This is a genomic window from Glycomyces artemisiae (assembly GCF_003002955.1).
Classification (GTDB): Bacteria; Actinomycetota; Actinomycetes; order Mycobacteriales; family Micromonosporaceae; genus Glycomyces; species Glycomyces artemisiae.
The window spans coordinates 289,293-307,777 of sequence record NZ_PVTJ01000007.1 but is presented as its reverse complement, the minus strand read 5'-3'; the positions used below and the strand labels follow the sequence as shown (position 1 = coordinate 307,777).

Annotated in this window: 11 protein-coding genes; 7 read left to right on the top strand and 4 right to left on the bottom strand. The window is 71.8% G+C overall.

The genetic code is table 11. From position 1 onward, the window contains the following. Positions 1–26 precede the first annotated feature (26 nt). The gene (locus B0I28_RS27350; protein WP_181245860.1) at positions 27–971 is read right to left on the bottom strand and encodes a hypothetical protein; all 945 of its coding nucleotides are present in this window, start codon (positions 969–971) and stop codon (positions 27–29) included. A 366-nt stretch (positions 972–1,337) separates the two neighbouring features. Here B0I28_RS27350 and gltB point away from each other — a divergent pair, with 366 nt between their 5' ends. The 6 genes from gltB to B0I28_RS18975 all read left to right on the top strand — a co-directional run bounded on the left by gltB (position 1,338) and on the right by B0I28_RS18975 (position 13,438). Next, positions 1,338–5,816, top strand: a complete 4,479-nt coding sequence (gene gltB, locus B0I28_RS19000; protein ID WP_106365412.1) for a glutamate synthase large subunit — start codon at positions 1,338–1,340, stop codon at positions 5,814–5,816. Continuing rightward, the gene (locus B0I28_RS18995) at positions 5,809–7,278 is read left to right on the top strand and encodes a glutamate synthase subunit beta (protein ID WP_106365411.1); all 1,470 of its coding nucleotides are present in this window, start codon (positions 5,809–5,811) and stop codon (positions 7,276–7,278) included. Before gltB ends, B0I28_RS18995 begins: the two co-directional genes overlap by 8 nt. A gap of 168 nt (positions 7,279–7,446) precedes the next feature. Continuing rightward, a complete protein-coding gene (pyk, locus tag B0I28_RS18990) occupies positions 7,447–8,856 on the top strand; it encodes a pyruvate kinase (protein ID WP_106365410.1) in 1,410 nt (469 codons plus the stop codon). After that, positions 8,856–9,749 carry an acyl-CoA thioesterase gene (locus B0I28_RS18985; RefSeq protein ID WP_106365409.1) on the top strand — a complete coding sequence of 298 codons (894 nt, stop codon included), beginning with the start codon at positions 8,856–8,858 and terminating at the stop codon, positions 9,747–9,749. The genes pyk and B0I28_RS18985 overlap by 1 nt, the downstream gene beginning before the upstream one ends. A gap of 204 nt (positions 9,750–9,953) precedes the next feature. Then, entirely contained in the window at positions 9,954–12,140 is a 2,187-nt protein-coding gene (locus B0I28_RS18980) for an acyltransferase family protein (protein ID WP_106365408.1), read from the top strand. A 110-nt stretch (positions 12,141–12,250) separates the two neighbouring features. Next, positions 12,251–13,438, top strand: a complete 1,188-nt coding sequence (locus tag B0I28_RS18975) for a sulfotransferase family protein (protein ID WP_106365407.1) — start codon at positions 12,251–12,253, stop codon at positions 13,436–13,438. Between the two features lie 19 nt (positions 13,439–13,457). Here the strand turns inward: B0I28_RS18975 and B0I28_RS18970 are convergent, their stop codons facing one another. After that, a complete protein-coding gene (locus tag B0I28_RS18970; protein WP_219926853.1) occupies positions 13,458–13,964 on the bottom strand; it encodes a GNAT family N-acetyltransferase in 507 nt (168 codons plus the stop codon). 150 nt (positions 13,965–14,114) lie between these two features. Between B0I28_RS18970 and B0I28_RS18965 the strand changes: the two genes are divergently transcribed. Next, positions 14,115–14,339, top strand: coding sequence for a CsbD family protein (locus B0I28_RS18965; RefSeq protein WP_106365405.1), 225 nt, complete (start codon positions 14,115–14,117; stop codon positions 14,337–14,339). 51 nt (positions 14,340–14,390) lie between these two features. Here B0I28_RS18965 and B0I28_RS18960 read toward each other — a convergent pair whose 3' ends face one another. Then, positions 14,391–15,452: a LacI family DNA-binding transcriptional regulator gene (locus tag B0I28_RS18960; protein ID WP_106365404.1), complete on the bottom strand. Its 1,062-nt coding sequence runs from the start codon at positions 15,450–15,452 to the stop codon at positions 14,391–14,393. Between the two features lie 96 nt (positions 15,453–15,548). Then, complete coding sequence (locus tag B0I28_RS18955; RefSeq protein WP_106365403.1) at positions 15,549–18,467, bottom strand: glycoside hydrolase family 2 TIM barrel-domain containing protein; 2,919 nt, start codon at positions 18,465–18,467, stop codon at positions 15,549–15,551. Positions 18,468–18,485 lie beyond the last annotated feature (18 nt).

Sequence of the window (18,485 nt, the reverse complement as noted above, 5' to 3'; positions counted from 1 at the left end):
GGACGGCCCTCGATGTCGTTGCGGCGCTAGACGTTGTCACTGGAGCAGTAGGCGCCCCAGACGAGTCCGTCGCCGCCGATCAGGGACGTGGCGTAGTAGCCCGAGTTGGGGCACCCGCCGACCGCGGTGGTGTAGTCCCACGAGGCCTCGTCGACCGGCGGGTCGTAGGTCTCGGTCTCCTCGACGATGTAGAGCGCGCCCGCGGCGGAGCAGTCGATCTTGAGCCCGTTGGCGTCGGCGCAGTCGCCGGTGTTCGGGGTGACCGGGAGCGCGCCGTCGGCGTTCTCCTTCTCGATCGCGGTCAGGCACAGCAGGTAGTCGACCTTGCCGCCGTCCCAGTCGTACACGTAGAAGTACGACTGCCAGACCTCGCCGAACGCGCCGCGCAGCGCCACGGCGCCGCACTCGGTCTCGACGCCCGCGTAGTCCTCCAGCTCGCCGAGCGAGTCGGCGCGCAGGTCGGGGTCGTCGACGAGCTTGTTGACGGTCCAGTACGCCTCGGCGGCCTCGCACTCGGCGGTGAGGCCGGCGGTCGGGTCCGTGTCGGTGGACGTGGTGGTCGAGTTGAGGTCCTCAATGAGGCAGTCGCCTTCGGCGACGGACGCCGACGTGTCGGAGTCGGTCATGTCGTCGAGGGTGTTGCCGACGTCGCCGTCGTTCGACATGAGGCGGACGACGAACACGACGCCGATGATGAGGACGACCGCGATGGGGGCCAGGATCTTCCACACCAGGCCGCCGTTGCCGCCGCCGCCCGACGGCGGGATGGGCGGGGGAGCGCCGTAGGGGCCCCCGGGCGTTCCGGGAGGAGGCGGGTAGCCGCCGGGCTGCTGCTGGCCGTAACCGGGCTGCTGCGGCTGCGAAGGCTGGCCGTAGCCGGGCTGCTGGGGGGCGTACCCGCCCGGCTGCTGCGGCGGGTAGCCCGGCTGCTGCGGCTGCTGTCCGTAGCCAGGGGGCGGGGGATAGGTCATTGGAAGAAGACTCCTTGCGAACGTACTCTGGTCGAGGGGTGCCTGCACGGGATGGGCACCGTGCGATATGGGGATCACTCTAACCACCCGTGTCCACCGGCCCGCACGGCCCGGTCCCGGTGCGAGGTGCTGTTACACCTCCATTACGCGAAGGTTGCGCACTTGCCGGGGGTCCGCCTGAGGGCTCGTTCAGAAAAACCGCGCGACCTGCTCGGATCGTAGGACGATGGTGTCCGAAAGATGAGCGATGCATTACACTCGGCTGACACTTTGCATTCTCTCGGGCCGACGTCGTCCCGTATGAAACACCGCCGTGCACGGGCATCCCCACATGCCGTGCGCGCTTGACGACGAAGGAGGCCACGGTTGGTTTCTGCCCTGAACCCCGCACCCGGTCTTTACCGCCCCGCCTGGGAACACGACGCCTGCGGCGTCGCCTTCGTCGCGGACATGCAAGGCCGGGCCGCCCACAGCGTCATCGAGCGGGGCCTGTCCGCGCTCGTGCGCATGGAGCACCGCGGCGCCACCGCCCCCGACCCCGACTCGGGCGACGGCGCCGGCATCATGCTCCAGATCCCGGACTCCTTCTACCGCGACGCGGTCGACTTCCCCCTGCCCGCCGCCGGCCACTACGCCGCCGGCCTGGTCTTCACCCCCGAGGACGACGACGCCGTCCAGCTCACCCGCGCGATCGTCGAGAAGTACGCCGTGGCCGAGGGCTGCCGCGTCCTCGGCTGGCGCGACGTGCCCACCGACCACTCCGGGCTCGGCGCGGCCGCGCTCGCCTCCAAGCCCCGCGTCTCCCAGGTGTTCCTCGCCGCCGAGGACGCCTCCGCCGCCGGGATCGAGCTCGACCGGCTCGCGTTCTGCGTCCGCAAGCAGGCCGAGCGCGAGATGCGCGAGCGCCAGCTCGACGGCGCCGCGATCGTCAGCCTCTCCGGCCGCACCGTCGTCTACAAGGGCATGCTCACCCCCGCGCAGGTCCCGCAGTTCTACCCCGAGCTCGCCGACGAGCGCCTGACCTCCGCCATCGCGCTGGTCCACTCCCGGTTCTCCACCAACACGTTCCCGTCGTGGCCGCTCGCCCACCCGTTCCGGATGGTCGCCCACAACGGCGAGATCAACACGATCCGCGGCAACCGCAACTGGATGACCGCCCGCCAGGCCGAGCTCGCGACCGAGGCCCTGCCCGGGCGCCTGCGCCGCCTGTTCCCGATCAACACCCCCGGCGGCTCCGACTCCCTCAACTTCGACGAGGTCGTCGAGCTGCTGCACCTCGGCGGGCGCAGCCTGCCGCACGCGATGCTCATGATGGTCCCGGAGGCGTGGGAGCACAACGCCACCATGGACCCCAAGCGCCGCGACTTCTACCGCTACCACGCGTCCATCATGGAGCCGTGGGACGGCCCGGCCGCCGTCTGCTTCACCGACGGCGTCCAGATCGGCGCGGTCCTCGACCGCAACGGCCTGCGCCCCGCCCGCTGGTGGCGCACCACCGACGACCTCGTCGTCCTCGCCTCCGAGTCCGGCGTCGTCGACATCGACCCCGCGAAGGTCGCCCAGAAGGGCCGACTGGAGCCGGGCCGCATGTTCCTCGTCGACACCGAGGCCGGGCGCATCGTCGACGACGAAGAGGTCAAGGACGCGCTCGCGAAGGAGCACCCCTACGGGGACTGGCTCCACGCCGGGCTCATCCGCCTCGAAGAGCTGCCCGAGCGCCGCCCCCGCACCTACGACGCCGAGTCCGTGCGCCGCCGCCAGCTCACCTTCGGGTACACCGACGAGGAGCTGCGCATGTTCCTCGCCCCCATGGCCTCCAACGGCGAAGAGCCGCTCGTGTCCATGGGCTCCGACACGCCCATCGCCGGGCTCTCGAAGCGCCCGAAGCTCCTGTTCGACTACTTCACGCAGCTGTTCGCGCAGGTCACCAACCCGCCGCTGGACGCCATCCGCGAGAAGCTCGTCACCGCGCTCGGCACCACCGTCGGCCCCGAGGGGAACCTCCTCGAACCCGGCCCGCACTCGTGCCGCCAGATCGAGCTCGCCCGCCCGATCCTCACGAACGAGGAGCTCGCGAAGATCCTCCACATCGACGAGGACGGCGACATGCCCGGCTTCCAGGCCGTGCGCGTCTCCGGGGTCTACAAGGCCCGCCACGGCGCCCGCGGCATGAAGGACCGCCTGGTCGAGATCTGCCGCCACGTCTCCGAGGCCATCGAGGACGGCGTGCGCATCCTCGTGCTCTCCGACCGCGACTCCACCGCCGACCTCGCGCCGATCCCCTCGCTCCTGCTCACCGCCGCCGTGCACCAGCACCTCGTGCGCGAGCAGACCCGCACCAAGGTCGCGCTCCTGGTCGAGACCGGCGACTGCCGCGAGGTCCACCACGCCGCGGTCCTCCTTGGCTACGGCGCCGCCGCGATCAACCCGTACCTCGCGTTCGACTCCGTCGAGGAGCTGAGCGCCCAGGGCGTGGTCGCCGCCGAACCCGCGCAGGCCGTCGAGAACTACATCAACGCGCTCTGCAAGGGCGTCCTCAAGGTCATGTCGAAGATCGGCATCTCCACGATCGCGTCCTACACCGGCGCGCAGATCTTCGAGGCCGTCGGCCTCGACGCCGACTTCGTCGACCGCTACTTCACCGGCACCGACTCCTCCATCGGCGGCATCGGCCTCCAGACCCTCGCCAAAGAGGTCGCCGAGCGCCACCGCGCCGCCTACGAGCGGACCGTCGAGGCCACCGAGCCGCTGCCCCCGGGCGGCGACTACCAGTGGCGCCGCGAAGGCGAGGTCCACCTGTTCAACCCCGAGACGGTGTTCCTGCTCCAGCACGCCACCCGCTCGGGCCAGTACGAGGTGTTCAAGCGCTACACCGACAAGGTGAACGCCATCGCCGCCGACTCCGGGCTCCTGCGCGGCATGCTCGGCTTCGAAGACGACCGCCCGGCCGTCCCGCTCGCCGAGGTCGAGCCCGTCGAGGCCATCGTCAAGCGGTTCCACACCGGCGCGATGTCCTACGGCGCGCTCTCCTCGGAGTCCCACGAGACCCTCGCCGTCGCCATGAACCGCCTCGGCGGCCGCTCCAACTCCGGCGAAGGCGGCGAGGACGTCGACCGGCTCTACGACCCCGAGCGCCGCTCGGCGATCAAGCAGGTCGCCTCCGGCCGCTTCGGCGTCACCTCCGAGTACCTCGCCACCGCCGACGCCATCCAGATCAAGATGGCCCAGGGCGCCAAGCCCGGCGAGGGCGGCCAGCTGCCCGGCAACAAGGTCCACCCGTGGATCGCCAAGACCCGCAACGCGACCCCGGGCGTGGGCCTCATCAGCCCGCCCCCGCACCACGACATCTACTCCATCGAGGACCTCGCGCAGCTCATCCACGACCTCAAGCACGCCGGAGGCGGCGACGCCGAGGTCCACGTGAAGCTCGTGTCCGAGGTCGGCGTCGGCACCGTCGCCGCGGGCGTCTCCAAGGCCAAGGCCGACACCATCCTCATCTCCGGCTACGACGGCGGCACTGGCGCGTCCCCGGCGAACTCGATCAAGCACGCGGGCACCCCGTGGGAGATCGGCCTCGCCGAGGCCCAGCAGACCCTCATCCGCAACGGCCTGCGCGACCGCGTCCGCCTCGAAGTCGACGGCGCCATGAAGACCGGCCGCGACGTCGTCGTCGCCGCGCTCCTCGGCGCCGAAGGGTTCGGCTTCGCCACCGCCCCGCTCGTCGTCGCCGGCTGCGTCATGATGCGCGTCTGCCACCTCGACACCTGTCCGGTCGGGGTCGCCACCCAGGACCCGGTCCTGCGCAAGCGCTACACCGGCAAGCCCGAGTTCGTGGAGAACTTCTTCCGCTACATCGCCGAAGAGGTCCGCGAGCTCCTCGCCGAGCTCGGCTACCGGAGCCTCGACGAGGCCATCGGCGACGTCGAGCGCCTCAAGCAGCTCCCCGCGCCCGGCCGCAAGGCCGCCCGCGTGGACCTCGCCAACGTCATCGCCGCCCCCGTCGCCGGGCCCCGCGTCCAGGCCACCGTCCAGGACCACGGCGTCCACGCCACGCTCGGCGCGGCCCTGGTCGACCTCGCCCGCCCCGCCATCGAATCGGGCGAGCGCGTCGAGGCCGACCTGCCGATCCGCAACACCGACCGGTCCGTCGGCGCGCTCCTGGGCGCGGCCGTCTCCCGCGCCCACCGCGAGGGACTCCCCGAGGATTCCGTCAAGCTCACCTTCCGCGGCACCGCCGGGCAGTCCTTCGGCGCGTTCCTCACCAAGGGCGCCACGTTCAAGCTCGTCGGCGACGCCAACGACTACGTCGGCAAGGGCCTCTCGGGCGGGCGCCTCGTGCTCACGCCCGACGCCGGGGCCCCCTTCAAGGCCGAGGACAACATCATCGCCGGGAACACGCTCCTGTACGGGGCGACCTCCGGCGAGGCGTACATCCGCGGCAAGGTCGGCGAGCGCTTCGCCGTCCGCAACTCCGGCGCCGTCGCCGTCGTCGAAGGCGTGGGCGACCACGGCTGCGAGTACATGACCGGCGGCACCGTCCTCGTCCTCGGGCCCACCGGCCGCAACTTCGCGGCCGGCATGTCCGGCGGCACCGCCTACGTGTGGCGCCTCGACGAGTCCCGCACCAACACCGCGCTGGCGGACCTCGACCCGCTGTCGGCCTCCGACATCGACCTGGTCCACTCGCTGCTGCTGCGCCACGGCCGGGCCACCGGCTCGGCGGTCGCGTCCGAGCTGCTCGGCAACTGGCCCAAGGCCGCCAGCGGCTTCACGAAGGTCATCCCGCGCGAGTACAAGGCCGTTCTCGCCCTCCAGCAAGCCCAGACGGAGGCCGACAATGCCTGACCCCAGCGGATTCCTCCAGCACCAGCGCGAGGTCCCGAAGAAGCGCCCGATCCCGGTGCGCATCCTCGACAACCGCGAGGTGTACACGCGCACGTCGAACGAGCTCGTGACGGCCCAGGCCTCGCGCTGTATGGACTGCGGCATCCCGTTCTGCCACAACGGCTGCCCCCTCGGGAACCGCATCCCCGAGTGGAACGACCTGGCGCGCACCGACCGGTGGGGCGCCGCGATCGAGCAGCTGCACGCGACGAACAACTTCCCGGAGTTCACCGGGCGGCTGTGCCCGGCGCCGTGCGAGGCCGCGTGCGTCCTCGGCATCGGCGACGACCCGGTGACCATCAAGAACATCGAGGTCGAGATCATCGACCGGGCCTTCGACGACGGCAACGTTGAGCCGCGCCCCGCCTCGTCCGCGACCGGCAAGTCCGTGGCGGTCGTCGGCTCGGGCCCGGCGGGCCTGGCCGCGGCCCAGCAGCTCGCCCGCGCGGGCCACGCGGTCACGGTGTACGAGCGCGACGACGCCCCCGGCGGGCTCCTGCGCTACGGCATCCCCGACTTCAAGCTGGAGAAGCACCACATCGACCGCCGCGTCGCCCAGATGCGCGCCGAGGGCGTGGAGTTCCTCTGCGACGTGAACGTCGGCGTCGACATCACCGCCGAGGACCTGCGGGAGCGCCACGACGCGGTCGTGCTCGCCGTGGGCGCCCTCGAAGGCCGCGAGACCGACCAGCCCGGCCGGAACCTCGCCGGGATCCACCAGGCCATGGAGCACCTCGTGGGCGCCAACCAGGTCGCGGCGGGCAAGGCCCCGTTCGCGCCGATCGACGCCAAGGGCAAGCACGTGGTCATCATCGGCGGCGGCGACACCGGCGCGGACTGCCTGGGCGTGGCCCACCGGCAGGGCGCGGCCTCGGTCCGCCAGCTCGACCTGTACCCGATGCCCCCGGCCGACCGCGACGCCGCGAAGGACCCGTGGCCGACCTGGCCGGTCATCGTCCGCAACTACCCGGCGCACGAGGAGGGCGGGGAGCGCAACTACGGCTCCGCGGCCGCCGAGTTCGTCGGCGACGAGCACGGGCACGTGCGGCAGATGCGCCTCTCGGAGGTCACCGTCGACAAGTCCCAGGGCCGCCGCGACGTGATCCCGGTGCCCGGCACCGAGCAGATCGTCCCCGCCGACCTGGTGCTCCTCGCGATCGGCTTCGCCGGGACCGAGGACCAGCCGCTGCTGCGCCAGCTCGGCATCGAGCGCACCCGCCGCAACGTGATCGACTGCGGCGAGGACTGGCAGACGGACGCGCCCGGCGTGTTCGTCGCCGGGGACGCCCACCGCGGCGCCTCGCTCATCGTGTGGGCGATCGCGGAGGGCCGCGCCGCGGCCGCCGCCGCGCACCGGTACCTCGGCGGCCAGACGGCGCTCCCCGCGCCCGTCGCGGCCTCCGCACAACCGCTCGCCGCATAACGTGCAATAGGCGGAATTGAGCGCAGTAAATATGTTCGGACGCTTGCGCCCCGGACCCACTGCGCTCAATTCCGCCTACGCTTTTTCCGTATTCACATACGGTGAATCACAGCTCTCAACTGCGGTGACCCCCTGAGTGCGAGTGAGCGTCCGATATAACATCGCAGGGTGACTCGTAGAGCAAAAATCGTCTGCACCATCGGGCCTGCGACCGCCACGCCCGAGCGCATGGCCGGCCTGATCGACGCGGGGATGAACGTCGCCCGCATGAACTTCTCGCACGGCGCCCAGTCCGACCACGAGGCCGTGTACCAGATGGTCCGCGACGCCGCCGCGGCCGCCGGGAAGCCCGTCGCGATCCTCGCCGACATGCAGGGCCCCAAGATCCGCCTCGGCACCTTCGCCAACGGCTCGGAGCAGTGGAACGCGGGCGACCGCATCAAGATCACCTCCGACGACATCGACGGCACCCACGACCGCGTGTCCTGCACCTACAAGAAGCTGCCGGCCGAGGTCACCAAGGGCGACCGCCTCCTGGTCGACGACGGCAAGCTGGCGCTCGAAGTGCTCGGCGCCGACGACACCGACGTCGAGTGCCTCGTCGTCGAGGGCGGCCCGGTCTCCAACAACAAGGGCCTGTCGCTCCCGAACGTGAACATCAGCGTCCCGGCACTCTCCGAGAAGGACATCTCGGACATGAAGTTCGCGCTGAACCTGGGCGTGGACCTCATCGCCATGTCGTTCGTGCGCACCCCCGACGACGTCCGCCTGGGCCACAAGGTCATGGACGAGGTCGGCGTGCGCCGCCCGATCATCGCGAAGATCGAGAAGCCCGAGGCCGTCGCGCGCCTCGAAGAGATCGTCCTGGCCTTCGACGGCGTCATGGTCGCCCGCGGCGACCTGGGCGTCGAGATGCCCCTCGACGAGGTCCCGATCGTGCAGAAGGAGATCGTGCGCCTCTGCCGCGAGAACGCGAAGCCGGTCATCGTCGCCACCCAGATGCTCGACTCGATGATCGAGAACGCCCGCCCGACCCGCGCCGAGGTCTCCGACGTCGCCAACGCCGTCCTCGACGGCACCGACGCCGTGATGCTCTCCGGCGAGACCTCGGTCGGCAAGTACCCGATCGGCACCGTCCGCACCATGGCGAAGATCGTGGAGACCACCGAGTGCGGCCCGATCCCGCTCGCCGAGCTCAAGCACGACCCGCGCACCAAGTCCGGCGCCGTCACGCACGCCGCCGCCGAGATCGCCGACGCGATCGGCGCGAAGGCCCTCGTCGCGTTCACGCAGACGGGTGACACCGTCAAGCGCCTCGCGCGCCTGAAGCCGAACCGCCCGATCTTCGGCCTCACCCCGATCGAGTCGGTCCGCAACCAGATGGCGCTCTCGTGGGGCACCGACGCGTACCTCGTCGAGCACGTCGACCACACCGACGCGATGTTCGCGCTGGTGGACAAGACCGTGCAGGAGCACCACCTGGCCGCCCCCGGCGACCTCGTGGTCATCGTGGCGGGCACCCCGGCGGGCACGCCGGGCTCGACCAACACGGTCCGGGTCCACCAGATCGGCTCCTGATGGTCGAGGTCCTCGTGGGCCAGGACGCCGTGGACTCGCTCCTCGGCGTCCTCGACCTGGAGCGCATCGACGCGGGCCTGTTCCGCGGGCCGCGCGCCGAGGTCGGCCTCCAGCGGGTCTTCGGCGGCCAGGTCGCCGGGCAGGCGCTGGTGGCCGCCGGGCGGACCGTCCCGGCCGACCGGCGCGTCCACTCGCTGCACGGGTACTTCGTGCGCCCCGGCGACTCGGACAGGCCGATCATCTACCAGGTCGAGAACATCCGCGACGGCCGCTCGTTCTCGGTGCGGCGCACCGTGGCCCTCCAGGGCGGGCAGACGATCTTCTTCATGTCCGCGTCGTTCCACACCGGCGAGCCGGGCCTGGAGCACGCGGACCCGGCCCCGCCGGACCTGCCCTCCCCTGAGTCGATCCCGCCGCTGAGCGAGCAGCTCAAGTCGCACCCGGACCGGCTCGGCATGTGGGCGCGGGTGCCGCGTCCGATCGACGTGCGGTACTTCGGCGGCTCGGGCTTCTCCGCCTCGGGGGAGCGCCCGGCCCTGGAGCGGCAGCGGGTGTGGATGAAGGCCGACGGGAAGCTCCCCGACGACCCGCTCATCCACGTGTGCGTGCTCACGTACGCCTCTGACCTGACGCTCCTGGACTCGGTCCTGTCCCGCCACGGCGCCGTCTGGGGCCCCGGCGGGTACCTCGGGACGAGCCTGGACCACGCCATGTGGTTCCACCGCCCGTTCCGGTTCGACGACTGGGTCCTGTACGACTCGGTCTCCCCGACCGCGGCCGACGGCCGCGGGCTCGCCCAGGGCCGCTTCTTCGACGCCGCGGGACAGTACCTCGCCTCCGCGACCCAGGAGGGCCTGCTCCGGCAGACCCCCGAATCACCTGGGGTCCCGTAGGCGGGCTCCCGCAATCCGGGAGCGTCCTGACGCACGGTGAGCACGCTGATTGAGGCTGATTTCACCGATTTCGAGGGGGTCGGTACCGGTAAGGGGCGAATGCTATGGTCGGCGTTCGTCCCCGGTACCGACCCCCATCGTCAGCAGCCGGTCCTGCCCGACCGGCTTGTCCCTGCCCGGTGAACCATTGCGGAGACCCGATTTATGCGTCTGACCAACGCGGAACAACAGGCGACGCCCAGCGGCGGCGCCCCCATACCGGCCCCAGCGGCCCCGACCCGGGAGCCCGGGTCGCGACCGGGCCACTGGCGGCCCGACATCGAAGGACTCAGAGCCCTGGCCGTGGGCGCGGTGATCGCGTCCCACATCGGCTTCTTCTATTCGGAAGGGGGCTTCGTCGGCGTCGACGTCTTCTTCGTCATCTCCGGCTTCCTCATCACCTCGCTGCTCCTGCGCGAGATCGACCGCACCGGCCGCGTCTCCATCACCGGGTTCTACGCCCGGCGCGCCGTGCGCCTCCTGCCCGCCGCCGCCGTGGTCCTCGCCGCGACCCTCGCGGCCGCCTGGATCTGGCTGCCGCGCACCAGGCTCCCCGACATCGCCACCGACGCCGCGGCCGCCGCGCTCAACGTCGTCAACATCCGCCTCGCCCGCGAGGGCACCGAGTACCTGAACGCGGACGCCGTGCCCTCGCCGCTCCAGCACTTCTGGTCCCTGGCGGTCGAGGAGCAGTTCTACCTCCTCTGGCCGCTCCTGCTCCTCGCCGTCGCGCTGCTCGCGCGCCGAATCTGGGGCGGGCGCTTCGCCCCCGAGGACCACCTGCGCCGCCGCCGCACCGCCGCGATCGCCGTGGTGCTCACCGCGATCGGCGCCGCCTCGCTCTACCTGAGCGCAACTCAGTCCGGCCCCGACCCGGTCTGGTCCTACTTCGGCATCCACACGCGCGCATGGGAGCTCGCCGCGGGCGCCGGGGTGGCCGTCGCCGCCGCGCGCCTGAAGCGCCTGCCCGCGTGGGCCGCCGCGGTCGGCTCCTGGGCGGGCCTGGGCCTCATCGTCGCCTCCGTGTTCCTCATCGGCGAGCGCACCACGTTCCCGGGCACCGCCGCGGCCCTCCCCGTCGCGGGCACCGCCCTCGTCATCGCCGCGGGCTGCGCGCCGCACCGCTTCGGCGCCACGACGCTGCTCGGGATCGCGCCCGCCCAGTACGTCGGGAAGATCTCCTACGGCCTGTACCTGTGGCACTGGCCGCTGGTCATGATCGGTCCCGCGATGCTCGGTGTCGAGGAGCCGCGCCTGCGCCACTACCTGGTGCTCATGGCCGCCGCGTTCCTGCTCTCCGTCGCCACGTTCCACCTGGTGGAGAACCCGATCCGGACCCGCAAGACCCTCGTCCAGGTGCCCTCGCGGGCCCTCGCCATGGGCGGCGGGCTCATCACCGGCGCGCTCGCCCTGTCGATCCTCGCCTCGCTCCAGCCGATGCCCGCGGCCTCCAACGAGGAGGCCGCCGAGATCACCGGCGACGACGCCACCGTGTGGGACCTCCTCGACGAATCCTCCGATGTGGACACCGTCCCGGCGAACCTCACGCCCGCGCTGGAGGACGCGAAGCTCGACGAGCCCGCCCTCTACGACGACGGCTGCGTCGTCGAGCGCGACGACCCGAACGTGGACGAGGACTGCTGGTACGGCGACCCCGACGGCGACAAGACCCTCGTCCTGTTCGGCGACTCCCATGCCGCCCAGTGGTTCCCGGCCGTCAACCAGCTCGCCGAGGCCGCCGGATGGCGCCTGCTCGCCATGACCAAGGCCAACTGCTCCGTCCCCGACGTGCGCGAGTACGACCCGAAGCTCGAACGCGAGTACACCGAGTGCCCCGAGTGGAAGGACGGCGTCTACGACCTCCTCGACGACGTCGAGCCCGACGCCGTGGTCGCCGCGACCTACGACGACAAGGACGTCCTCGCCGACGACCCCGACGAGGCGTGGACCGACGGCTGGGTCGACAGCGTCGAGCGCCTGGAGGAGTCCGCGGACGAGGTCTACTACCTCGCCGACTCGCCCGACCTCGGCGAGGACGTCCCCGACTGCCTCGCCCAGAACCCGCAGGACGCCACCAACTGCGTCGGGCGGCTCGACGACGCCGTCATCAAGCCCGACCGCCGCGCCGACACCGAAGCGGCCCTGGAGGACGCGGGCGCCCACGTCGTGGACCCGATCCCGTGGATGTGCGACGTGGACGAGGGCACCTGCCCCGTCGTCGTCGGCAACCTCCTGGTCTACCGCGACTCCAACCACCTCGCGGCCCGCTTCGTCGCCGAGCTCGCACCGCAGCTCGCGACCGCGATCCCGCTCGAACCGGCGGAGTCGGTGTACGACCCGGAATCGCAGTAGGCAGCAGAGTCGCAGTGACAACCTGCACAGGCAGGACCCGAGGCGGGCCTACCGTCGCACGACGGTAGGCTCACCTCTATCCACAAGCGGCACAAAAGGAGTCAACCCGGATGGAGCGCGTCGCGCCCTGGCTCAGAGCCGTCAACACGGTCCTCACCCCCGCCATCGCAGGCCGCCGCAAGAAGGTCGACCGCCTCGTCGAGCGCGCCGTCCGCGACGCCGAGAGCCGCACCGGCTCCACCGCCCGCGGCGACGACGAGTTCACCGACGACATGCGGGCCCTCCTCCACGCCTACGCCGAGGTCCCCGGCCTCACCCCCGTCGGCTGGCTCGGCGCCGTCCAGGAGGTCACCGACCGCATCGAGAACCGCCTGCGCATCCGCAAGCTCCACGCCCTCAACCCCGAGATCGCCGACGAGCGGATCGACCGCCCCATCGTTGTCACCGGCGTCCCCCGCACCGGCACCACGCTCCTCCAGCGCCTCCTCGCCGTCCCCGTCGGCAACCGCTCGCCCCTGCTCCACCAGCTCATGCACCCCGACCTCCCCGGCGCCCCCGACCACGACCACCGCCGCCGCACCGAACGCACCGTCGACGCCATGCACAAGGCCGTCCCCACCTTCGGCGCCCTCTACGACATGCACCCCGACAAGCCCGACTCGTGCATCTGGGTCCTCCCGCACGGCGTCGGCCACCTCGTGCGCATCCACCCGCCCGGCTACGTCCAGTGGATGCTCGACCGCGACGCCGCCCCCGACTACCGCTACCTCAAGCAGACCCTCCAGGTCCTCCAGCACGGCGGCCCCAAGCGCCGCTGGGTCCTGCGCGCCCCCGCCCACCTGTGGAGCCTCGGGCCTCTCATGAAGGCCTTCCCCGACGCGCAGATCGTGTGGACCCACCGCGAGCCCGCCGACGCCCTCGCCTCGCTGTGCTCCATGACCGAGACCGCCATGGCCGTCAACACCACCGAGGCCGACCCCGGCGACATCGGGCGCCTGTGGCTCGGCCTCCTCGCCACCGGCACCGACCGGGCCCGCACCGAGCGCGCCCGCCTCCCCGCCTACACCGTCATCGACGTCCCCTACCGCCACCTCACGACCGAGGCGCCCCGCCAGGTCCCCGCGCTCTTCCAGCGCCTCGGCCTCCCCTGGGGCCTCGCCGAGCAGGCCGCCCTCGACGCGGCCCTCGCCACCCGCCCCCGCGGCCACCGCTACGACCTCGCCCGCTACGGCCTCGGCCAGGCGGAGGTCGACTACGCGCTGGCCGACTACAAGCGGATCTACGGGGCGTTCCTCTAGCGGCGGGGCTCCGGGGCCTCTAGAGCCGCAGGGAGAACGCCCACAGCCGCACGTCCGGCAGCGGCGACCAGTCGAGCGCGGGCTCGCGCTCGAAGCCGAGCTTCCGGTAGATCCGGTGCGCCGTGGTCATCGTCTGCTGCGAGCACAGCACCATGCGCTTCGTGCCGGCCTCCCGCGCGAGTTCGACGCACGCCGCCGCCAGCGCGGACCCGACCCCGCGTCCGCCCGCGGCCGGGTCGACGGCGAGCATCCGGATCTCGGCCTCGCCGTCGCCGCCCAGCTCCATGAGCGGGCTTCCGGGGAACGCGAGGGTCACGCCGCCGAGCAGCCGCTCCCCGTCGACCGCGACGAGCACGGTGGCGTTGGCGGCCCGGTGCGCGACGTCGCGCAGGTGCGGTGTGTAGCCGTCGTCGAGCCCTCCGATGAGGAAGCCGCCCTTGAGGTAGGAGTCGACGGTGAGGTCGCCGAGGGCGTCGTGCTCGCTCGGGAGCACCGGCCGGATCTGGAACGCGCTGTCAGAAGTCACCCGGGAATTCTGCCCCGCCGGGCCGGTATCCGCCATCGGGAATCCGACGGGGGTTCCGGCGGGCGGCGCACCTGGTCACAGCGCCGATGCATGATCCGCGTCCGAAAGGGTATCCGTCCGTATGACCGCACCGAAGGGGGTACGGAAACCATGGGCGCTTTCGACAAAGCGAAGGACCAGGCCGAGCAGATGAAGGGCCGCGCCAAGGAGAAGTTCGGTGACGCCACCGACAATGAGAGCCTCGAAAACGAGGGTCGCGCGGACGAGCTCAAGGGCAAGGCGAAGGAGAAGTGGCACGACCTCAAGGAAGAGGCCGACGACAAGCTCCACGACGCCAAGGAGCGCATGGCCGGCAGGGACCGGGACGAGCGCTGACCGAGACGCTGAAGGGGCCGGGGCGAACACGTCCCGGCCCCTCGCGTGCGTCTACTTGCGGCGCGGGGGCGCCACGGTCTCGCGGACCACGATGTGGGTGCCGAGGACGACCCGGTCCTCCACTTCGGGTCCCCTGTGGAGGGCGAGGCGCACGGCCTCGCGACCCAGCTGCTCGTGGGGGACGTGGACCGTCGTCAGCGCGGGGGTGAGGTCGGAGGCCAGGGGGATGTCGTCGAAGCCGACGACGGACATGTCCTCGGGGACGCGCACGCCCGCTTCGCGCAGGGCCTTGAGGACTCCGGCGGCGACCATGTCGGTGGCGGCGAAGACCGCGGTGACGTCGTCGCGTTCGGCGATGAGCTTCCGGGTCAGCTCGTGCCCGCTGGCCTTGGAGAACGACCCGGGGAGGATGAGCGACTCGTCCACTTCCACGCCGTGGTCGGCGTGGGCGCGTTTGAATCCGCGGATGCGCTCGTCGGTGGTGGTCAGACCCTCGCCGAAGCCCATGTAGCAGATGCGGCGGTGCCCGGCCGACAGCAGGTGCGAGGCCATGGCGTACGCGCCGCCCTCGTTGTCGTAGTGGACGACGGTGGCGGGCACGTCGTCGCCGGGGGAGGGCCGCCCGCACAGGACGAGCCGCGAGCCGGAGCGGTCAAGCGCGGTCGCGAAGTACCGCATGCGCTCCTGGTAGTGCTCGTTGTCCCAGGCGCCGCCGACGACGATGACGGCCTCGGCGTGCTGCTCGCGCATGAGCTCGACGACGGCGAGCTCCCGCTCGGGGTCGCCGTGGGTGGTGCACAGGAGGCACAGGCGGCCTTCGGAGGCGGCCTGCTGCTCGACGCCGCGCGCGATGTACGCGTAGAAGGGCCCGGTGACGTCGTCGACGACGAACGCGACGGTCTTGGTGGTCGCGCCCGCGAGGGCCCGGGCGTGGGCGTTCACCACGTAGTCGAGGTCGCGCATGGCGCGCAGGACCTTCGAGCGGGTCGCGGGCGCCACCGGGTAGTTCCCGGCGAGGACCCGCGAGACCGTCGGCACCGACACGCCCGCGCGGGCGGCGACGTCCCTGATGGTGGGGCGCTTCGCGGTGTCGGCATTCGACTTCTTGGGCACAGGGGTCCTTCTCTCACCGGTTGGGATGCGACGGGTCCGCACTCAGGGTAGTTCACACGGTGGACGACCGCGGAGCGCGAACCCGCCGCATCGTGTTTACTCGCCCGCTCGGAAGCCCAGCGTGAACGCGGTGGCGCGCGGCAGGAGGCGGTGCTCGGGGAGCACGCCGGGGCCGCACGCGGCCGAGCCCATGCCCTGGAGGTCCGCGTCCAGGTTCACGTAGACGCGGTCGCGTTCGGCCAGGTCGGTGCGGTGCCTCGCCGCCTCCAGGTCCTCGCTCGTCCACGGCCGCACCGTGAGCGCGAACTGCGGCGCGCCGTAGACGGTGAGCGCGGGGCCCCCGGCGGCGGCCAGGCGGGCCCAGCGCACGTCGATGCGGGAGCCGTTCTCCTGCGGGAACACGTACGGCGTCTGGAGTCCGGCCACGGTGGACCGGAACCGGCCGACCCGGGCGGCGTCCCTCGTGTCCGCGTAGGCTTCGCCGGGGCCGCCGCCGAACCACGTGACGTCGCCGAACGCCTTCGGCAGCGAGGCGCGCACGCCCAGGCGCGGCAGCGGGAAGTCCCACTCGCCCTCGGGGTCGACTTCGACGGTGAGCCACAGGACGCCGCCGGTGTGGGTCCACCGGTAGACGGCGCCCATGCCGATCTCGGCGCCTCCGGCGGCGACGCGGGTGGTGACGGCGAGGCCGTCGTCCCCGGCGTCGATCCCGAGGACCTTGTGCTCCAGGCGGTGCAGACCCACGGCGTTGTCGCGCCACTTGTCGGCGAGGGGCGCGTGCCAGGACCGGAGGTCGTTGTCGGTGGGCGCGCGCCACAGGTCCAGGCGCGGCCCTTCGATCTCCAGGCCGCCGAGCGCGGTGAGGCGCCCGTACGCGTCGAACTCGGCGTCCCCGAGCAGGTACCCGCGGTCGGCGGCGGAGGCCGCGAGCGTGGCGGATCCAGGCGCGGGTGCGGCGGCAGCGGCGAGCTGCCCTTGGCCCCAGGCGATCTCGTGCCCGGCGGCGGCCCACGGCTCGTCCTTCGCGAGGACGGCCCGCACGGTCAGCCACCGCTCGCCGCGCGGGTCGGCGAGCTCGCCGACGCCCGCCGGGAACGGCACGATCGCGGCGTTCCCGGGCGCGAGCGCCGGAAGGTCGAGGCGCCCTTCGTGCTCGGGCTCCCCGCCGTCCTCGACGGCCCACGTGAACTCCAGGTCGCCGGTGTCGGCGAAGTCGCGGAGGTTCTCCACGGTGATCCGCCGCGAGCCGGCGTCCACGGTGATGCGGACGGGCTCGACCACCTTCTTGAACTCGATGAGGCCGGGGGAGGGCTCGCGGTCGGGGAAGACGAGGCCGTCGACGACGAAGTTCCCGTCGTGGAGCGGCTCGCCGAAGTCGCCGCCGTACGCGAACCACTCGCGGCCGTCCTCGGTGCGCATGCGCACGCCGTGGTCGATCCACTCCCAGATGAACCCGCCCTGGCAGCGCTCGTGCTGCTCGAACAGGCGCTGGTACTCGGTCATGCCGCCGGGGCCGTTGCCCATGGCGTGCGCGTACTCGCAGAGGATGAACGGGATGTTCCGGCGGTGCTCGTCGAGCGCGGGGTCCTTCGTAGGCGCCTCGGTCTTCTGCCCGATGCGGTCGGTCTCGGCGTGGTCGGGGTACATGCGGGAGTAGACGTCGACGTACCCGGAGTCCCAGTCGCCCTCGTAGTGGATGGGCCGGGACGGGTCGCGGTCCTTGGCCCACGCGGACATCGCGGCGAGGTTCTGCCCGGTGTGGGACTCGTTGCCGAGCGACCACATGATGACCGACGGGTGGTTCTTGTCACGCTCGACCATGCGCGCCATGCGGTCGAGGTACGCCTCGCGCCACATCGGCACGTCGCTCGGGTTGTCGCGCCAGTCGTAGAAGAAGAACCCGTGGGTCTCCAGGTCGCACTCGTCGACGACCCACACGCCGATCTCGTCGCACAGGTCGAGGAACCGGCGGTCCGGCGGGTAGTGGCTGGTGCGCACGGCGTTCACGTTGTGCCGCTTCATGACCTCCAGGTCGCGGCGCATCGTCTCGACCGAGAGGGTCCGGCCGTGGTCGGGGTCCCACTCGTGGCGGTTGACGCCGCGCAGGAGGATCCGCTTCCCGTTGACCTTGAGGAGGCCGTCCTCGATCTTCACGGTGCGGAACCCGATCCGCAGCGAGACGCGCTCGCTCTCGGTCGCGACCTCGGCGTCGTACAGGCGGGGCGTCTCGGCCGTCCACGGCTCCACCGCCAGCGAGACGGTCTCGCCCGCAGCGATGTCGATCCCCAGCTCCGGCACCGAGACCCGCGCACCCTCGGGGGCCTCGACGCGGAGCGTCCCGCGGCCAGTGCGGTGGTCGTAGTCGGCGTGCGCGAACACGTCCTCGATGCCGCCCTCGGGGCGGTGCACGAGCGACACGGGCCGGAAGATCCCCGACAGCCACCACATGTCCTGGTCCTCCAGGTACGAGGCGGCCGACCACTGGTGGACGCGGACGGCGACGGTGTTCTCGCCCGCGCGCACGTGATCGGTGGCGTCGAACTCGGTGGGCAGGCGCGAGCCCTTGCCGTCGCCGAGGCGGACCCCGTTGACCCACACCGCGAACGCCGAGTCCACGCCCTCGAAGCGCAGCACGGTGCGGCCCGTGGCGGGCCAGTCGGCGGGGAGGGTGAAGACGCGGCGGTACTCGCCGGTGGGGTTCGCGTCCGGGACCCGCGGCGGATCGACCGGGAACGGGTAGACCACGTTCGTGTAAGCGGGCTTCCCGTACGGCGCGTCGCCGTCGAGGTCGTGCATCTGCCACATCGACGGCACCGCGAGGACGTCCCACGCCCCCGCGTCGAACCCGGGGTCCTCGAACCCCTCGGCGACGTCGTGCAGCCCCGCGGCCAGGCGGAACCGCCAGTCGCCGTCGAGGCTCAGCGCGGCGGCGTCGGAGGCCAGCGCCGCCCGGGGACCGCGCCGCCCGCTGCCGGGGCTAACGCTTTCCACGTAGGTGAAACCGGTCTGACTCATGAATCAGCTTCCCTCTCC

What these genes read in the sequence shown, in the direction of transcription:
- B0I28_RS18965 (WP_106365405.1), top strand. Translation starts at nt 14,115, where the DNA reads ATGGGCGCTTTCGACAAAGCGAAGGACCAGGCCGAGCAGATGAAGGGC.
- B0I28_RS18980 (WP_106365408.1), top strand. Translation starts at nt 9,954, where the DNA reads ATGCGTCTGACCAACGCGGAACAACAGGCGACGCCCAGCGGCGGCGCC.
- B0I28_RS18975 (WP_106365407.1), top strand. Translation starts at nt 12,251, where the DNA reads ATGGAGCGCGTCGCGCCCTGGCTCAGAGCCGTCAACACGGTCCTCACC.
- B0I28_RS18995 (WP_106365411.1), top strand. Translation starts at nt 5,809, where the DNA reads ATGCCTGACCCCAGCGGATTCCTCCAGCACCAGCGCGAGGTCCCGAAG.
- B0I28_RS27350 (WP_181245860.1), bottom strand. Translation starts at nt 971, where the DNA reads ATGACCTATCCCCCGCCCCCTGGCTACGGACAGCAGCCGCAGCAGCCG.
- B0I28_RS18955 (WP_106365403.1), bottom strand. Translation starts at nt 18,467, where the DNA reads ATGAGTCAGACCGGTTTCACCTACGTGGAAAGCGTTAGCCCCGGCAGC.
- B0I28_RS18985 (WP_106365409.1), top strand. Translation starts at nt 8,856, where the DNA reads ATGGTCGAGGTCCTCGTGGGCCAGGACGCCGTGGACTCGCTCCTCGGC.